The sequence below is a fragment of the Nesterenkonia pannonica genome, assembly GCF_019575955.1.
GTDB classification, from domain to species: domain Bacteria; phylum Actinomycetota; class Actinomycetes; order Actinomycetales; family Micrococcaceae; genus Nesterenkonia; species Nesterenkonia pannonica.
Genome location: NZ_CP080575.1, coordinates 2,613,085 through 2,629,239 on the forward strand (window position 1 = coordinate 2,613,085; position 16,155 = coordinate 2,629,239).

The 16,155-nt window shown below is 66.9% G+C and carries 12 protein-coding genes and 7 pseudogenes; all 19 read right to left on the reverse strand.

Annotated elements, in window-relative coordinates; genetic code table 11:
- Positions 1–105: 105 nt before the first annotated feature.
- The 19 genes and pseudogenes from K0H76_RS18695 to ftsH all read right to left on the reverse strand — a co-directional run bounded on the left by K0H76_RS18695 (position 106) and on the right by ftsH (position 16,046).
- Positions 106–2,619: pseudogene (locus tag K0H76_RS18695) on the reverse strand (ATP-dependent Clp protease ATP-binding subunit).
- A gap of 143 nt (positions 2,620–2,762) precedes the next feature.
- Complete coding sequence (locus K0H76_RS18700; RefSeq protein WP_146340899.1) at positions 2,763–3,065, reverse strand: Lsr2 family protein; 303 nt, start codon at positions 3,063–3,065, stop codon at positions 2,763–2,765.
- 202 nt (positions 3,066–3,267) lie between these two features.
- Positions 3,268–3,438: a hypothetical protein gene (locus K0H76_RS18705; protein WP_168198655.1), complete on the reverse strand. Its 171-nt coding sequence runs from the start codon at positions 3,436–3,438 to the stop codon at positions 3,268–3,270.
- A 9-nt stretch (positions 3,439–3,447) separates the two neighbouring features.
- Positions 3,448–4,981, reverse strand: a pseudogene (gene lysS, locus K0H76_RS18710) (lysine--tRNA ligase).
- 10 nt (positions 4,982–4,991) lie between these two features.
- Positions 4,992–6,971, reverse strand: a pseudogene (locus K0H76_RS18715) (peptidase M13).
- A gap of 29 nt (positions 6,972–7,000) precedes the next feature.
- Positions 7,001–7,513 (reverse strand): pantoate--beta-alanine ligase, encoded by a 513-nt coding sequence (locus K0H76_RS18720; protein WP_258933948.1) that lies wholly within the window; start codon positions 7,511–7,513, stop codon positions 7,001–7,003.
- Positions 7,447–7,893, reverse strand: a complete 447-nt coding sequence (locus K0H76_RS18725) for a pantoate--beta-alanine ligase (protein WP_258933949.1) — start codon at positions 7,891–7,893, stop codon at positions 7,447–7,449. Before K0H76_RS18725 ends, K0H76_RS18720 begins: the two co-directional genes overlap by 67 nt.
- Positions 7,894–7,970: 77 nt before the next feature.
- Positions 7,971–8,860, reverse strand: a pseudogene (locus tag K0H76_RS18730) (DUF2520 domain-containing protein).
- Positions 8,861–8,876: 16 nt separating this feature from the next.
- Positions 8,877–9,065 (reverse strand): hypothetical protein, encoded by a 189-nt coding sequence (locus K0H76_RS18735; RefSeq protein WP_258933950.1) that lies wholly within the window; start codon positions 9,063–9,065, stop codon positions 8,877–8,879.
- Positions 9,066–9,217: 152 nt separating this feature from the next.
- Positions 9,218–10,060: a PH domain-containing protein gene (locus K0H76_RS18740; protein ID WP_258933951.1), complete on the reverse strand. Its 843-nt coding sequence runs from the start codon at positions 10,058–10,060 to the stop codon at positions 9,218–9,220.
- Positions 10,057–10,206 carry a PH domain-containing protein gene (locus K0H76_RS18745; protein ID WP_258933952.1) on the reverse strand — a complete coding sequence of 50 codons (150 nt, stop codon included), beginning with the start codon at positions 10,204–10,206 and terminating at the stop codon, positions 10,057–10,059. The genes K0H76_RS18740 and K0H76_RS18745 overlap by 4 nt, the downstream gene beginning before the upstream one ends.
- Positions 10,206–10,532 carry a hypothetical protein gene (locus K0H76_RS18750; RefSeq protein ID WP_258933953.1) on the reverse strand — a complete coding sequence of 109 codons (327 nt, stop codon included), beginning with the start codon at positions 10,530–10,532 and terminating at the stop codon, positions 10,206–10,208. The genes K0H76_RS18745 and K0H76_RS18750 overlap by 1 nt, the downstream gene beginning before the upstream one ends.
- Positions 10,532–11,039 (reverse strand): annotated as a pseudogene (locus tag K0H76_RS18755) (PH domain-containing protein). Before K0H76_RS18755 ends, K0H76_RS18750 begins: the two are co-directional and overlap by 1 nt.
- 210 nt (positions 11,040–11,249) lie before the next feature.
- On the reverse strand, positions 11,250–11,570 hold the full coding sequence (locus K0H76_RS18760; protein WP_258933954.1) for a hypothetical protein: 321 nt from the start codon (positions 11,568–11,570) through the stop codon (positions 11,250–11,252).
- 5 nt (positions 11,571–11,575) lie between these two features.
- Entirely contained in the window at positions 11,576–12,109 is a 534-nt protein-coding gene (gene folK, locus K0H76_RS18765; protein ID WP_258933955.1) for a 2-amino-4-hydroxy-6-hydroxymethyldihydropteridine diphosphokinase, read from the reverse strand.
- Positions 12,097–12,534, reverse strand: coding sequence for a dihydroneopterin aldolase (locus K0H76_RS18770; RefSeq protein WP_258935478.1), 438 nt, complete (start codon positions 12,532–12,534; stop codon positions 12,097–12,099). The genes folK and K0H76_RS18770 overlap by 13 nt, the downstream gene beginning before the upstream one ends.
- A 128-nt stretch (positions 12,535–12,662) precedes the next feature.
- Positions 12,663–13,412 (reverse strand): dihydropteroate synthase, encoded by a 750-nt coding sequence (gene folP, locus K0H76_RS18775; RefSeq protein WP_258935479.1) that lies wholly within the window; start codon positions 13,410–13,412, stop codon positions 12,663–12,665.
- Positions 13,413–13,497: 85 nt separating this feature from the next.
- A pseudogene (folE, locus tag K0H76_RS18780) lies at positions 13,498–14,116 on the reverse strand (GTP cyclohydrolase I FolE).
- Positions 14,085–16,046 (reverse strand): annotated as a pseudogene (gene ftsH, locus K0H76_RS18785) (ATP-dependent zinc metalloprotease FtsH). The pseudogenes folE and ftsH overlap by 32 nt, the downstream one beginning before the upstream one ends.
- Positions 16,047–16,155: the final 109 nt, after the last annotated feature.

Below are 16,155 nucleotides of genomic sequence, written 5' to 3' on the forward strand. Positions count from 1 at the left end.
CTCTGAGCAGCGGCGAAGGTGCCTGCAGTCCCTGCTGCAGGACGGACTGGCACAGAAAGTGCCGGGAAGATCGCTCTTCCCGGCACTTTCTGACCCATGCGGTGATCAGCTTTCGATCGCTGCGGGCTCCTGTCCTGCTTCGAGCTCCTCCGACGGCATCCGCCAGTCGAAGGTCAGCTCGCGGCTGGCGCCCTCTCCCGACAGGCCGACGAGGATCTGTGCGCCGTGGGGAATCTCTCCGTAGAGGATCCTCTCGGACAGCTGGTCCTCGACCATGGACTGGATCGATCGACGCAGCGGCCGGGCACCCATCGTGGGGTCGTAGCCCTTCTCCGCCAGGAACTCCCGAGTAGGCTGAGCGACCTCGAGGGTCATCGCCTGCTCGGCGAGCCGGGAGCGGAGGCGGTTCACGAACAGGTCCACGATCTTCACGATTTCGGACTGCTCGAGCTGCGGGAACACGATGGTGTCATCCACACGGTTCAGGAATTCGGGACGGAAGTGCTGGCGAAGCTCCTGGTTGACCTTGCCCTTCATCCGCTCATAGTTCGTGGAAGTATCGGCGTTCGAGGTGAAGCCGGTCATCACGCCCTTGGAGATGTCCCCGGTGCCGAGGTTGGTGGTCATGATGATCACCGTGTTCTTGAAGTCCACCACGCGTCCCTGCGAGTCCGTCAGACGGCCATCCTCAAGGATCTGCAGCAACGAGTTGAACAGGTCGGCGTGAGCCTTCTCCACCTCGTCGAAGAGCACCACGGAGAACGGCTTGCGCCGGACCTTCTCGGTCAGCTGACCGCCCTCCTCGTAGCCGACGTAGCCCGGAGGGGCACCGAACAGGCGGGAGACGGTGTGCTTCTCGCTGAACTCCGACATGTCCAACGTGATCAGCGAGTCCTCGTCGCCGAAGAGGAACTCAGCCAGAGCCTTGGCCAGCTCCGTCTTGCCGACGCCCGTGGGCCCGGCGAAGATGAACGAGCCCGAGGGCCGGTTCGGGTCTTTGAGGTAAGCACGGGTACGGCGGATAGCACGCGAGAGCGACTTCACGGCCTCGTCCTGACCGATGACCCGCTTGTGCAGCTCCTCCTCCATCCGCTTCAGGCGGTCGGACTCCTGCTCGGTGAGCTTGAAGACCGGGATTCCGGTGGAGAAGGCGAGGACCTCGGCGATCAGGTCGCCGTCGACTTCGGCAATCTCGTCCATGGAGCGTGACTTCCAGGCCTGCTCCTTGGCATCCTTCTCCTCGATGAGCTTCTGCTCATCATCACGGAGCTTTGCGGCGCCCTCGAAGTCCTGCGCGTCGATGGCGGCTTCCTTCTCACGCCGCACATCCTCGATCTTGGTCTCGAACTCCTTGAGCTCGGGAGGCGGAGTCATCTTCTGGATGCGCAGCCGAGCGCCCGCCTCATCGATGAGGTCGATCGCCTTGTCCGGGAGGAACCGGTCGTTGATGTAGCGGTGAGCCAGGTTCGCGGCGGCTTCCAGGGCCTCTTCGGTGATGGACACCTTGTGGTGGGCCTCGTAGCGGTCGCGCAGACCGCGAAGCACCTGAACGGTGACCTCGACGGTGGGCTCGTCCACCTGAATCGGCTGGAAGCGGCGCTCGAGGGCCGCGTCCTTCTCGATGTGCTTGCGGTACTCGTCCAGGGTGGTGGCGCCGATGGTCTGCAGCTCGCCGCGGGCCAGCATCGGCTTGAGGATGTTGGCCGCATCGATCGCGCCTTCGGCAGCGCCTGCACCGACGAGGGTGTGGATCTCGTCGATGAAGAGGATGATGTCGCCGCGGGTCTTGATCTCCTTGAGCACCTTCTTCAGCCGCTCTTCGAAGTCACCGCGGTAGCGGAGCCCGCCACCAGAGAGCCGAGATCAAGGGTGTACAGCTGCTTGTTCTGGAGGATCTCTGGGACGTCGCCGTTGACGATGTCCTGAGCAAGGCCTTCGACCACAGCGGTCTTGCCGACGCCCGGCTCACCGATGAGGACAGGGTTGTTCTTGGTGCGGCGGGCGAGGACCTGCATCACGCGCTCGCGCTCATAGTCGCGTCCGACGACCGGGTCCAGCTGGGCCTCACGGGCTGCTGTGGTCAGGTTGCGGCCGAACTGATCGAGCACGACAGAGCCTGCGGGCTGGCCTTCGCTGCCGCTGCCCACTCCTGCGCTTACCTTCTCCTTGCCGCCCTGCTCACCCCGGAGTACCCGGAGAGGAGCTGAATCACCTGCTGGCGAACCTTGTTGAGGTCGGCGTTGAGCTCCACGAGCACCTGCGCCGCAACGCCCTCGCCCTCTCGGATGAGGCCCAGCAGGATGTGCTCCGTGCCGATGTAGTTGTGGCCCAGCTGCAGCGCCTCGCGCAGGGACAGCTCCAGGACCTTCTTGGCGCGGGGGTGAAGGGTATGTGCCCCGATGGCGCGCTCTGGCCCGGGCCGATCTTCTCCTGGACCTTCTCGCGCACCCCTGGAGGAGATGTCGAGGACTCCAGCGCCTTCGCGGCCACGCCCTCGCCCTCGTGGATCAGCCCGAGCAGGATGTGCTCGGTGCCGATGTAATTGTGGTTGAGCATCCGGGCCTCTTCTTGGGCCAGGACGACGACGCGGCGGGCGCGGTCAGTAAATCTCTCAAACATGGCCAACAGACACTCCTTGCATTGTCGTTCCTGCACTCAACAGTAAGGGAGTGCGAGGGCGGATGCGCCCCTGTTCGCCACAGGGAAAAGCTGAGGGCCCGGAAGCGGCTGCCTCCGGGCCCTCAGCGCCTGCCGTGCGGCGACTACTTCTTCTTCGCAGCGCGGTAGGCCTCGACGATGTCGCGGTGGAGGCGGCCGCGCTTGGCCACGGTGTAGCCGTTCTCCACGGCCCACTCCCGGATCTGCTTCGCCTCGTTCTGCGGCGAGGGCGGCCCTATGGTGCGAGCCTTGCGCTTGTACTTGCGCAGCAGGTCGCGGAGCTCCTTGGCGTGCTCCTCGTTCAGGTCGATCTCATAGAACTGCGAGTCGACGCCGAAGTTGACGGTTTCCTTGGCGGGAGTTCCATCCAGATCATCGATGAGAACTTCTTCAACCTTCTTAGCCATGGGCTGAATTCCTTACTGGTCAGCGAAATGAAAGCCTGGTACCCACCCCTGGGTGCTTCATTCAGGCATACGAATTATGGGTGTCGAACTACGAAGTTGCAGTGCGACTGTCTAATAAGTGTTTCAGGAAAATTACGCGCCAGTCAACCCGACCAGAAACCTAGTATTTTTTCGGCAAAAATTCAGGTTGACGTTTAGTTGATCAACTGTGACCGGCGTCATTCTGGTCCGGATGATCCTCACGAACCTCAGCCTCAGCCGCGCGCTCCTTGCGATCTGCACGGAAAATTGCCCGAATGGCCAACCAGAACAGCAGACCGACGCCCACTGAAGGTGCAAGTGCTGAGAAATAGTCCCAGAAATCTTCGCCCATGGTGATCTCCTAGGAGTCCTTAGCCTCAGGCTTGAGCAGCGGAAACAGGATAGTCTCACGGATTCCTGTTCCGGTGAAAAGCATCACCAGCCTGTCGATGCCCAGGCCGAGCCCGCCCATCGGCGGTGCCCCGTACTCCAGTGCGCGGAGGAAGTCCTCGTCGAGCTGCATCGCTTCCTCGTCACCGGCAGCCGCCTTGCGGGACTGCTCCACGAAGCGCTCACGCTGGACGACGGGATCGATGAGCTCCGAGAACGCGGTGCCGAGCTCGCTGCCGCGATGATGAGGTCCCACGCCTCAATGACGCCGGGCTTGTCGCGGTGCTCACGTGCCAGCGGCTGAGCAGCGGGCGGGTAGTCGCAGACGAAGGTGGGCTGGAGCAGGGTCGGTTCGACGATCTCGCCGAAGAGCTCCATCACCAGCTTCTGGGCATCCCAATCGGCGGCGACGGACACGCCGCGCTCCTCGGCGACGGCCCGCAGAGTCTGCTCGTCGGTCTCAGGCGTGATCTCCTGGCCGAGCGCCTCCGAGAGGCCCGGGTAGACCGACATCCATGCCCATTCGCCGTCCAGATCCACGGTTCCGGCCTCGGTGGGAATCTGACGGCCGATCTCTGCCGCATCGGCTGCCGCCAGGATCATCTCCCGCATGCGCTCGGCCATGGTGTACATGTCCGCCCAGGACTCGTAGGACTCCAAGGTGGTGAACTCCGGCGAGTGGGTGGAGTCCACACCTTCGTTGCGGAAGACCCTGCCGATCTCAAAGACGCGGTCGATGCCGCCGACCACGGCCCGCTTCAGGTAGAGCTCAGTGGCGATCCGCAGGGTCATCGGCTGGTCGAAGGCATGCAGGTGCGTCTGGAAGGGGCGCGCCTGAGCTCCTCCGTGGAGCAGCTGCAGGATGGGCGTCTCCACCTCGACGTAGTCGCGCTGGTGGAGGGTGTCGCGGATCGCGCGGGTCACTGCTGACCGGGTGTGCACCATCTGGCGGGCCTCGTCGCGGACGATGAGGTCGGCATAGCGCTGCCTGACGCGGGTCTCCTCGTTCAGGTCTGCGTGGAGGACGGGAAGGGGACGCAGCGCCTTCGATGCGACCGCGAATGAGGAAGCCATCACGGAGAGTTCGCCTCGTCGGGACGCAATCACTTCGCCGCTGACCTGGATGTAGTCTCCGAGGTCCACCAGAGCCTTCCAGTCCGCGAGGGCGTCCTCGCCCACTTCGGCCATGGAGATCATGGCCTGCAGCCGCACTGCCTCACCCCGGGGCCGCTCTCCTGCAGGGTCGCGAAGCAGAGTTTGCCGGTGTTGCGGATGAACATGACCCGGCCGGTGATCGAGACCCTCTCGCCGGTGGAGTCCCCTGCTTCGACCTGACCGTCGAACTGCTCGCGCACAGCTGCCAGAGAGGCGGTGCGCGGGACCGTCACGGGATAGGGGGCCACGCCCTTCTCCATCAGGCGGGTGCGCTTGTCCATGCGGACAGCGCGCTGGTCAGTGGTGTCCACGGCGTTCTCGGCGGCGGGGGCGTCAGGTGTCACGCGCATAGTGTAGTAGTCACCAGATGGTGACGCGCTCCTGCGGCGCGAGCCACATTCCGTCGCCTTCGACCGTGCCGAAGGCCTCGTGGAACGCGTCGACGTTCTTGACCGGCTGAGTGGCGCGGAACTCGGCCGGACTGTGCGGATCGATGCTCAGCAGCGTCAGGGCGCGCTCGGGCCTGATCACCTGCCGCCAGCCCGACGCCCATGCGCTGAAGAACCGCTGGTCACCGGTGAGTCCGTCGATCTCCTCGTCCTCGCGGCCGTCGAGCCAGAGCGTGTAGGCCTTGTGAGCGATCCCGATGCCGCCCAGGTCGCCGATGTTCTCCCCAGGGTCAGCTCGCCGTTGACGGTGTGCTGATCGTCGAGCACGGATGGGGAGAGCTCGCCGAACTGGTGCACCAGCTTCCCGGTGCGCTGCTCGAACGCTTCCCGGTCTGCTTCGGTCCACCAGTCAGTCAGGAGCCGTCCGCCGCATACCGGGAGCCCTGATCGTCGAAGCCGTGACCGATCTCATGCCCGATGACCGCTCCGATGCCTCCGAAGTTCTGCGCCATGTCCCGATCGGCGGAGAAGAAGGGCGGCTGAAGGATCGCTGCCGGAAAGCAGATGACGTTCTCCAGCGGGTGGTAGTAAGCGTTGACCGTCTGGGGGTCATGTGCCATTCCTCGTCGTCCGGGCCCTCGTCGATCTTTGCGACGTCACGGTTCCAGGCGGCGATCGATGCCCGGGACGAGTTCTCTACGGCGTCGGGGCCGACGGGGACGTCCGAGTAGTCGATCCAGCGGTTGGGGAAGCCGATCTTGGGGGTGAAGGAGCCGAGCTTCTCGAGGGCGTGGACGCGGGTGTCCTCGCCCATCCAGTCAAGCTCCGAGATGGACTGCCGGTATGCCTGCAGCAGGGAGTCGATGAGCTCGTCCATCGCGGCGCGGGCTTCGGGCGGGTAGTGGCGGTCCACGTAGATCTGGCCGACATCCTCACCCAGGTGTGCGTTGGTCAGGGCCACTCCGCGCTTCCACCTCTCCTTCAGCTGAGGAGTGCCGTTGAGCGTGCGGCCGTAGAAGTCGAAGTGCTCATCGACCATGGCCTGGTGCAGCAGGGGTGCTGCGCTGCGCAGGAGATTGACGCGCAGCCAGTGCTTCCACGTCTCCAGCGGCTCCTGCGTCAGCGCGGCCTGGAACCCTTCGAGCACGTCCGGCTGTCCGACGACGATCTCTGCCGCCTGCGCGTCGGTGAGCTGCCAGCCGTCGATGGCCTCGGCGAGCAGCGGCATCAGCGCCTCGGCCTCGGCCCGGGTCTTCAGGTTGTACCTCTTCTGCGCGTCGCGGAGGGTCACCCGGTCCCAGTGGTGCCCGGCGAGCCGCTTCTCCAGGGAGACGACATCGGCAGCCGCGGATGCTGCCTCCTCCTGCCCATAGCCGCCCAGCGCGAGCAGCCGCACCAGGTGCTCCTCGTACTGGCCGAGGGTCTCTGCGTGAGTCTCCTCGCGGTAGTAGGCCTCGTCGGGCAGACCCAGTCCGTCCTGCATGACATGCCAGAGCACGCGCTGCGGGTCACCGGCGTCGCGGACGGCGCCTGCACCGATCAGCCCGCTGACTCCCTCGCGCTGCCAGGCGCAGGACAGGCGGAGCAGCTCCCCGGGGCTGTCGGCTGCGTCGACGGCGATGAGCTTCTCGGCGATGGGAGCGAGCTTCAGCTCCTCCGCCCGCTCGGCGTCCATGAAGGCGGCGTAGAACGTTCCGATGCGGTGCTGGATGCGGCTGAACTCGGGGTCCAGCGACTGAGCGGTGTCGGGGGAGTTCACCGCCTGCGCCGATTCCTCCAGGATGGCTCGCACGTCCTCCTCGGCTTTGTCCCGCAGGTGATGGAAGGCGCCGTAGGCGTCCTGGTCCTCGGGGATCTGCGCGGTGGCCAGCCACGCGCCATTGACGTGGCGGTTCAGGTCATCCTGCGGCCGTACGGACTCATCAGTGTGCGGAAACAGCGCGGAGGTCATGCCGCCAGCCTAAACCGTGGGTCCTATTCTCATGGTGTCGATGAGACGGACTGGTCCCACCCGTGCGGCGATGAGGGCCAGAGCCTCGTGCCGCAGGGGGCGGTCTCGCTGAGATCCAGCTCCTTGAGCGTGGCGGGGTCGACGACGACGAGGTAGTCCAGGTCTGCTCCCGCGGACCTCACATGGGCGCTCTGGAGAGGGATGTCCAGCGGCCGCCCTCGGCGAGCATCCTCGGCGAGGGCCCTCAGCGCTCCGCTCAGGCTCAGAGCAGACTGGTAGTGCTCCGGTGTGAGCCGTTGGTTCCGTGAGGAGAGGGCGAGCCTGTTCTCGTCGCGGACGATCGGCACAGCACGGATCTCTGCGGGAAGGTTGAGGTCTGCGGCCAGCCGCCGGATGATGGCGAGCTGCTCGGCGTCCTTCTCCCCGAACCAGGCCTGCAGCACGGTCCGGCGGCCGAGAGGGGCGGCCACGATGCTCAGGAGCTTGGCCACTGCGGTGGCGACACCGTCGAAGTGCCCGGGGCGTGAGGCCCCCTCCCACATGCGTCCCATGTCTCCGACGCTGACGCGCACCTGCGGGTCCGGGGCGTCCGACCCTCAACCTCGCCCGGGTACATCTCGTCGAGCGAGGGAGCGAAGACGAGGTCCACGCCGTGCTCCTCGAGCAGGACGGCGTCGGCTTCCAGCTGCCGGGGGTAGTGCAGGTAGTCCGAGGCATCGTCGAACTGCAAGGGGTTGACGAAGACGCTGGCCACGGCAATGTCCGCGCTTTCGCGTGCGGCCCTCAGCAGCTCTCCGTGGCCGGAGTGCAGGGCACCCATCGTGGGCACGAAGCCGACGGTGGGCGTCGAGGCTTCGGCGTGCTCGACGGCGGCGGCGAGCGCATCCTGGAGCTCGGGGATGGTCCGGAGAATCTGGGTCACGGCATCCCAGTCTAGGGCGGGGCGGCAGCCTCGTTCCGCAAGCTCGCCGGGCACGTTCCCTCAGGCGGCGGGGCCGCTCAGGGGTGCTTGAGGGCGTCGAGAATCTCGGCGGCCTGCGTGTGTGTGATCCTCCCGCTCGCGAGTGCTCGCTGGGCTGTGGACGTGGCCAGCTGGGTGTAGGCGGCGAGGATGTCCGGGGCATGCCCTCGGCGCTGAGCCGTGCGACGTGGAGCCGGACGGTCCCGACGTCGCCGCGGGCCACGGGGCCCGTCAGGGCTGATTCCCCGGAGGCCAGCGCGTTGTCCAGCGAGGCCTGCATCAGCGGGCCCAGAAGCCTCGAGGGCCTCTCCACGCCGACGCCCTCGAGGAGCTGCGCGGCCTGCGCGGTGATGGTGTTCAGATGATTCGACGCATGGGCCAGAGCCGCGTGATACGTCGCCCGGTGCTCGTCGGCGACGACGACCGGCTCGGCACCCATCTCCACCACGAGCGCCTGGGCGACCGGAAGCACATCCTCAGGCGCAGTCACGGCGCACGCCGCAGCGCTCAGGCGCTGCAGGTCCATAGGCGTTCCCGTGAAGGTCATGGCGGGGTGGATGGCCAAGCCGATCGCCCCCGCCTCCTGGGCAGGCATCAGCACCCCTGTGCCGAAGCGTCCCGAGGTGTGGACCACCAGATGCCCGGGCTGGAAATGCCCGGCCTCGGCAGCGCCGGAGACGACTGACGGGAGCGCATCGTCGGGCACAGCGAGGAGGATCAGCTCGGCGCGGCGCAGAATCTCCGGAACATCCAGAATGGGAGCATCGGGGAGCATCCGCTCCGCCCGCTCTCGCGACGCCGCCGAGACGGCATGGACTCCGACGACGTGGTGCCCCGCAGCCTGCAGCGCGGCCCCGGCCACAGCCCCTACCCTGCCCGCTGAGATCACACCGATGCCCAGGCGGCCCTGCCGGGAGGGACCAGGCAGATCTGCGGCGTAGGGATCAATCGACACGGGACTCCTCCTTCTCCGTCTCGATCTTCTCCACCATCCGCTCGAACTCCGCGAGCTCCTCGGACTGCATCCACTGGTTGCGGTCCGATATGCGGCGCGCCACCGCTGCCTGCGAAGCTTCGAACTCGTAGAGGTCCTGCGCGGCGGCCAGGTCCTGATTCTTCGCCAGGCCGAGCACCGGACCCGAGGGAAGGTGAACCCTGACGTCGGCGACGCGTCGTCGCCGGGCCAGGGACCCTGGCTCAGCTCCAGCGACTGGACCCGCTCGTGGGGATCATGCGCAGCACGCGGGCGGCCCAGCCGTCACGGAGCATGAGCACGCTGGGGTCGTCACAAAGCCTCGGCGCCGATGGACCAGGGGTCGAAGACACGGGCGCGGCGGGGCACGGCGGTGAAGCCCAGCTCCTCCCCGGAGCCGGTGATCCCGTGCATGAACAGCTCCTCGGGATTGTCGACCCGCAGATCCGGGAAGATCTCGGCCGCCACCGCCATCACATCGTCCTTGGTGCCGACGGGCAGCACCTGATTGCGCGCATCGAGGCCGTACCCGGCCACGGTCACATTCATCTGGAACCAGCCGGGCATGCGCCACAGCAGCGGCTGGCGGATGCTCAGACCCTGGACGCGTCCTGGGGGCACCGTCTGAGTGTTGGTGGTGGTCAGTCCGTAGCGCAGCCTCAGGTAGGCATCAGTCATGGTGGCGGTGAAGCCGTAGGCGCTGTTGACCTGGCTCCAGATGGTGAACGCGAAGCCGATGACGATCGGGATCAGGAACGGGAACGCGCCGATGCCCCCGGCGATCACCGCCCAGAGCCCGCCCGGGGTCCCGGTGTCGCCGAACAGGGTCGGGATGAGGGTGATGAACGCGGCAGCAAGGGACGCGAACACGGTGATGAAGACGACGATCCCGACCACCGGCCCCAGCAGGACCGAACCGATGAGGCGTCGGGTGGGCACCTTGGTGATGAACCGTTCCTCGGCTGCCCTGCTCGGCTGCGGCTGCGGCTGCGGCGCGTAGGGACCGTCGGCGTGCACGGCGTGATCCTCAGGCTCGGCCCCATAGGCATCCGGGTCAGGCTGATGTGCGGGCTCCGCCTCGCGTCCGGAGGCACGGTCCATGATCTCGCCGCGCAGCTGCTCCGCCTCCGCCCGTCGCAGGAACGAGAGCGTCACAGCTGTGCCGTCCCCTCAGCCACCTCGAACTTCAGCTCAGCGAGCCGGGTGAAGCGGGCCAGCAGCGGCTGACGCAGGTCCACGGACTGAACCCGGTCGATCCGCGCCTGCCGGTGCTGCCTGACGAAGACCCCGGACTTCACCATCACATGCTCATCGGTGACCTTGTATCGGGTGAACCACCAGCCCAGGAACGCACCCCGAAGATGAGAAGGAAGAGTCCGACGAGAGCTGCTGCCCCGATCAGCGTCGCGGTGGGGTTCTCCTGAACCGTCTCCTGGAGCTCGCCTGAGCGGATCGCCTCCCAGAGTCCCTGCCAGGCCTGCCAGTTATAGCCCAGAACCAGCACGGGCAGACCGATGAAGATCGCCCACCCCTGGACCACCGGGCTGAGCGGGTGGACCCTGGTCCAGGTCTCGTCGAACCAGGCCTCCCTGCCCTCTGCGGCGGCGGGTTCGGGCTGCTCTGTCATCAGAGCCCTGCCAGCCGGGCCTGCCCGCGGGCTGAGAGCTCATCGCGCAGACGTGCTCCCTCTGCTCGGGTGGCCCCGGTATGGACGCATCGGTGTCGGCGGATGCTGTCTTCAGCTGCACCGTGCAGATGGCGAATCTGCGCATGATCGGCCCGGCCTCAATGTCGACGTACTGGAGTAACCGTATGGGACCGCCACGACGCGCTGCCAGAGGATGCCGGTGCGGATCAGCAGGTCGTCCTGCCGCTCGCAGTATCCGATGGCTCGCACTCGACGGGGCACCAGAGCAAGGTCGATCACCGCCCAGATCAGCAGCACGGCGAGCACGAGCCCGAGAAGCCACGCCCAGATGTCCCAGATGCCCAGAAGGGTCAGCGTCAGGGCGACCGCCGGAACCACCAGCCAGATCAGCCACCCGGCCACCCCGGTGATGAGGCGGACCGTGATGAGCTTCTCGTCCACCCGCGTCCATTCGACCCCTGCCGGGTCGATGGCTTCAGAGTGCATATCCCTCGTTTCCCTCCTCGGTGTTCCTCTCGTCTGCGAGCGTACCGCTCCGGCCCCCGCCTGCGTCAGGGGATCCGGCAGAGCCGCTCCACCACGAATCCGACGAGGACCCAGCCTACGCCCGCCAGCCCGATGACCACCGCGGCGTTGACGTTGGGGTCCCGAGCCCGGCTGCGGGACCCAGGTCAAGGAGCACGCCGCCGTGCCAGCTTACGACCAGCGCACCGGCGTAGGCGGCAGCCTGGTTACCACCGCCACCCGCATGGCCTGCAGCGGATGCAGCCAGCGTTCGGGATGCCGGGGCGCCTCGTTCTTCAGCCGGGCCTGCTCCGCCGCGCGCTCGATGCGACGCTGATCAGCGCGCACGACCAGACCAAGGCTGATGAGGAGCAGCCCGAGGCCCACAAAGGTGACCACGGAGATGATCGGAAGCACCGGCGAGGGCAGGCCCCACGCTGCGGTGAGGTGCAGAGCGAGGAACCCGGCGACCGCGGAGCCTCCGAGGGCCGCCAGCAGCCACAGGGCGCGCATCGGCCTCATGGGTGCGCGGGATCCATGTCTGCACCCGGCACCGGCTCGGACTCCGAGGCGTCAGACAGGCGGATCACATCGTCGTGGTCGTGCGCCTCGGCGGCGAGCTCACGCACCGGCCGCCCTTCGAGCAGCGCAACCGGGTCCATCCAGGACCAGGGCAGCAGAACGAACGCCCGCTCCGCGGCGGACGGGTGCGGCACCTGCAGCCGCGGCGAGTCGATCACCGCCCCGGCATAGGTGACGATGTCCACGTCCAGGGTCCGAGGGCCCCACCGCTGCTCACGAATTCGGTTGTGCTCATCCTCGATGGTCTGGGCCAGGTCCAGCAGGGCATGCGGTGAGAGACGCGTCTCGATCTCCACCACCTGGTTCAGGTAGTCGCGCTGCCGGGCGGGCCCGCCGACGGGCTTGGTCTGGGCCACCGGAGAGCGGCTGAGGACCATCACGTCGTCGCTCCTCTCCAGGGAGGCGACGGCGGAGGCGAGCGTCAGCGGCGAGTCTCCGACGTTGGAGCCCAGGGCGATCACGCTGCGCACCGGGAAGGCGGCAGGCAGGTCGGGGTCGCGGAGGTGCCGCGTGCTGGCCTCCTCCGCGAGGTCGGCCAGTGATGTGCGCTCGTACGGGGACTCAGCCCTCGGCCCCTCCGCCGGGGAGCGCATGGACTCAGCGCCCTGTGCCAGAGGAAGGTCTGCTCGGTTCCGAGAGATGGTGACGGAGACATCGTCGAAGTCCTGAGACATGGGGCCTCAGGCTTGTGCACTGTGAGCGTGACGGCGGCGGCGCGAGGGTCCAGCAGCAGCACACGCTCGGCGCAGACCGCAGCGAGCCGCTCGATGAGCTGGTAGGACTGGCCGGTCACGACTCGCTCCAGATCTGCGGCGACGTCGGCGTAGGAGAGGCTGTCGCGCATGTCGTCGGTGCGCCCGGGGCGGGCCAGCGGAATCTGCACCTCGGCGTCGATGACGAAGAGCTGCGCCGTCTCCCGCTCCGCCTGGAAGACGCCGTGCCGCCCCGGACCCTCAGGCCCGTCAGCCGAATGATGTCTGCGCCCATGCCACTACTCTCCCCAGGGCTGAGGGTTGCGCTACCTCAACCCTCAAGTGCGGTGACGGCTTCGGCAGCTCTGACCGCGTCGGCGCTGGGGCCGACAGCGTGGACCCTCACCGCCCAGACCCCGGCGGCGGCCGCCAGGGCCGTGAGGGCAGCTGTGGCATGGTCGCGCTCGGAGGCGGGCCGAGGCTCGCCGTCCTCGTCCTTCAGCAGCTGTCCGAGGAACCCCTTGCGGGAGGCGCCGTAGAGCACCCGGTGCCCCAGCCCGGTCAGGCGGCTGAGGTCCCTGGTGAGGCGCCAGTTCTGCTCATGGGTCTTGGCGAAACCGATTCCCGGGTCCAGGATGATGCGCTCTGGCAGTGTCCCCGCATCGAGGTAGCGCTTGCGCACCTGATGCAGCTCGTCGATCACGTCTGCGACCACATCGTCGTACTGGGTGCGGTCCTGCATCGTGACGGAGTCGCCCCGGTTGTGGGTGATGACGATCTCGCATCCGCTCTCGGCGACGGCTGCGGGCATCTCGGGGTGTGTGAGCAGGCCCGAGACGTCGTTGATGATCAGGCCGGATGCCTGTGATCCGGCGCACTCGAGGACGGCCCGGGCGGTCTCCGGATGACGGGTGTCCACGGACAGCTGTCGAGGGAAGCGCTCCAGCAGCCGCTCGAGCACGGGAAGGATGCGGCTCTGCTCCTCGGCCGGGTCCACGGGCGCAGCTCCGGGCCGGGTCGACTCCCCGCCGAGGTCGAGGATGTCCGCGCCCTGGCGGGTCATCCGCTCCGCCTGGGCCAGCGCCTCGCCGAGCGTGTCGTGCCTACCGCCGTCGGAGAAGCTGTCGGGGTGAGGTTGAGGATCCCCATCACCTGGGTGCGCATGCTCACCGGCCTGAGACGATCAGACTCATCGCTTCGCTTCGGGTTGCGGCGTCGCGCAGCTGGCCGCGGACTGCTGAGGTGATGGTCTTCGAGCCGGGCTTCGCCACCCCCGCATGGACATGCACAGGTGCTCGCCTTCGACGACGACGATCGCGCCGGAGGGCTCCACATGGGTCATCAGGGCGTCGACGATCTGCGCGGAGAGCTGCTCCTGCAGCTGGGGGCGCTTGGCGAAGATCTCCACCAGCTTACCCAGTTTGGACAGGCCGGTGACCTTGCCGTGCTCGGAGGGGATGTAGCCGATGTGCACCACGCCGTAGAAGGGAAGCAGGTGGTGCTCGCACATGGAGTAGAAGGTGATGTCCTTGACGAGGACGAGCTCCTCGTGGCCGATGTCGAAGCTGGTGGTCAGCAGCTCGGCCGGATCCTGCGTGAGGCCCTTGAAGGTCTCGGCGTAGGCCGCGGCGACGCGGCGCGGGGTCTCCCGGAGGCCTTCACGGTCCGGGTCCTCCCCACGGCCAGCAGGACCTCTCGGATGGCTCGCTCAATGCGAGGCAGGTCGATGCCTTCGGACATCTCGGCTGTGCTTTCAGACATCTCGGCTCTCCGTGGGACGGGCATCCGACTCGGTGCTCTGAGGGGTGCCGTTGACGGTCTCCCCGGCGACCACGATGGGCCGGTCGGGGCTGGACTCCCATATTCTGCGCCTGGGGCGCTTCTTCACATCGTGGAAGATCGCCGCGACCTCCTTGGCTCCCAGCGTTTCGACGCGCAGGAGCTCTTCGGCCAGACGGTCGAGGACGTGCCGGTTCTCGGTCAGCGCCCAGTAGGCCTCGTCATGGGCTTCGTCGATGATGCCGCGCACCTCAGAGTCGACCGTGGCGGCGAGATTCTCGGAGTACTCCTTGCCGGTCGTCATCTCTTTGCCCAGGAAGGGGCTGCTGTCGCCCGAGCCCAGCTTGACCGAGCCGACCTTCGCGGACATTCCGAAGTCTGTGACCATCTTGCGGGCGGTGTCGGTGGCCTTCTCGATGTCATTGGCGGCGCCCGTGGAGGGTCATGGAAGACGATCTCCTCGGCCACGCGGCCGCCCATGGCGTAGGCGATCTGGTCCAGCAGCTCGTTGCGGGTGGTGGAGTACTTGTCGTCCTCCGGGATGACCATCGTGTAGCCGAGGCGCGGCCGCGCGGCAGGATGGTGATCTTGGTGACGGGAGCTGAGTAGTTCAGCGCCGCGGCCACGAGGGCGTGTCCGCCTTCGTGGTAGGCGGTGACTCGCCGCTCGTGATCCTTCATGAGGCGGGTGCGCTTCTGCGGACCGGCCATCACACGGTCGATGGCCTCGTCCACGGCGCGGTCGTCGATGAGGTCCGCGTTGGAGCGGGCGGTGAGGAGAGCGGCCTCGTTCAGGACGTTGGCGAGGTCCGCACCGGTGAATCCCGGGGTCTTGCGGGCCACGGAGGCCAGGTCCAGGCCCTCCACCATGGGCTTGCCCTTGGAGTGGACTTCGAGGATGGCTCTGCGGCCGGAGAAGTCTGGGGCCTCGACGGGGATCTGCCGGTCGAAGCGTCCGGGCCTCAGCAGCGCGGGATCCAGTACGTCGGGCCTGTTGGTGGCTGCGATGACGATGATGTTGGTGCTGGCGTCGAACCCGTCCATCTCCACCAGCAGCTGGTTCAGGGTCTGTTCGCGCTCATCGTTGCCGCCGCCCACGCCGGCGCCGCGCTGGCGTCCCACGGCGTCGATCTCGTCGACGAAGATGATGGCGGGCGAATTCTCCTTGGCCTGCTTGAAGAGGTCGCGGACGCGGGAGGCGCCGACGCCGACGAACATCTCCACGAAGTCGGAGCCGGAGATCGAGTAGAAGGAGCCATGCGCTTCCCCGGCGACGGCCTTGGCGAGCAGGGTCTTGCCGGTGCCGGGCGGGCCGTAGAGCAGCACGCCCTTGGGAATCTTGGCTCCGAGGCGCTGGAACTTCTCCGGCTCGGAGAGGAACTCCTTGATCTCGTGGAGCTCCTCGACGGCCTCTTCGGAGCTAACCACGTCGGCGAAGGTCACCTGGGGCATGTCCTTGTCGAACATCTTGGCCTTGGACTTGCCGAACTGCATCATGCGCCCGCCGCCCGCGGACATCCGGGTGATGAGCCAGATGAACAGCAGGGCGATCAGAAGGAACGGGATCATGAACCCGAGCATGCTCAGCAGCCAGTTCGACTGCTCAGGCTCATCGGTGTAGCCCTCCAGGTAAGCATCCGCGACGGTCTCAGCCACTGTCTCGGCGCGCGCCTGGGAGAAGTGGAAGTGGACGGCGTCGCCGAGGTCCTCACCGTCGAGCTCGAAGGACTCCGACAGCGTCAGGTCGACCCGGGAGTCCCCGTCGTCGATCCGGGCCTCTTCGACCTCGTCCTCCTGGAGGAGCTCCATGCCGACGTTGGTGTCCACCTGCTCCCGGAGCCGGAGGACCCGAAGAGCAGAGGCACGACGAGGAGCAGAAGGACCACCGCAGTCACGATCCAGAACAGCGGTCCGGTGAAGATCTTCTTGAAGTTCAATTGCACTCCGTCGTCGGGCCAGGTTCAGATTGACTCTACGGTACTAGCGTCCGCCCCTGCCGCGGAATGGAGGGCGCTGTCCTCGCCGAGAGCGTAGCGGCCGTCAGCG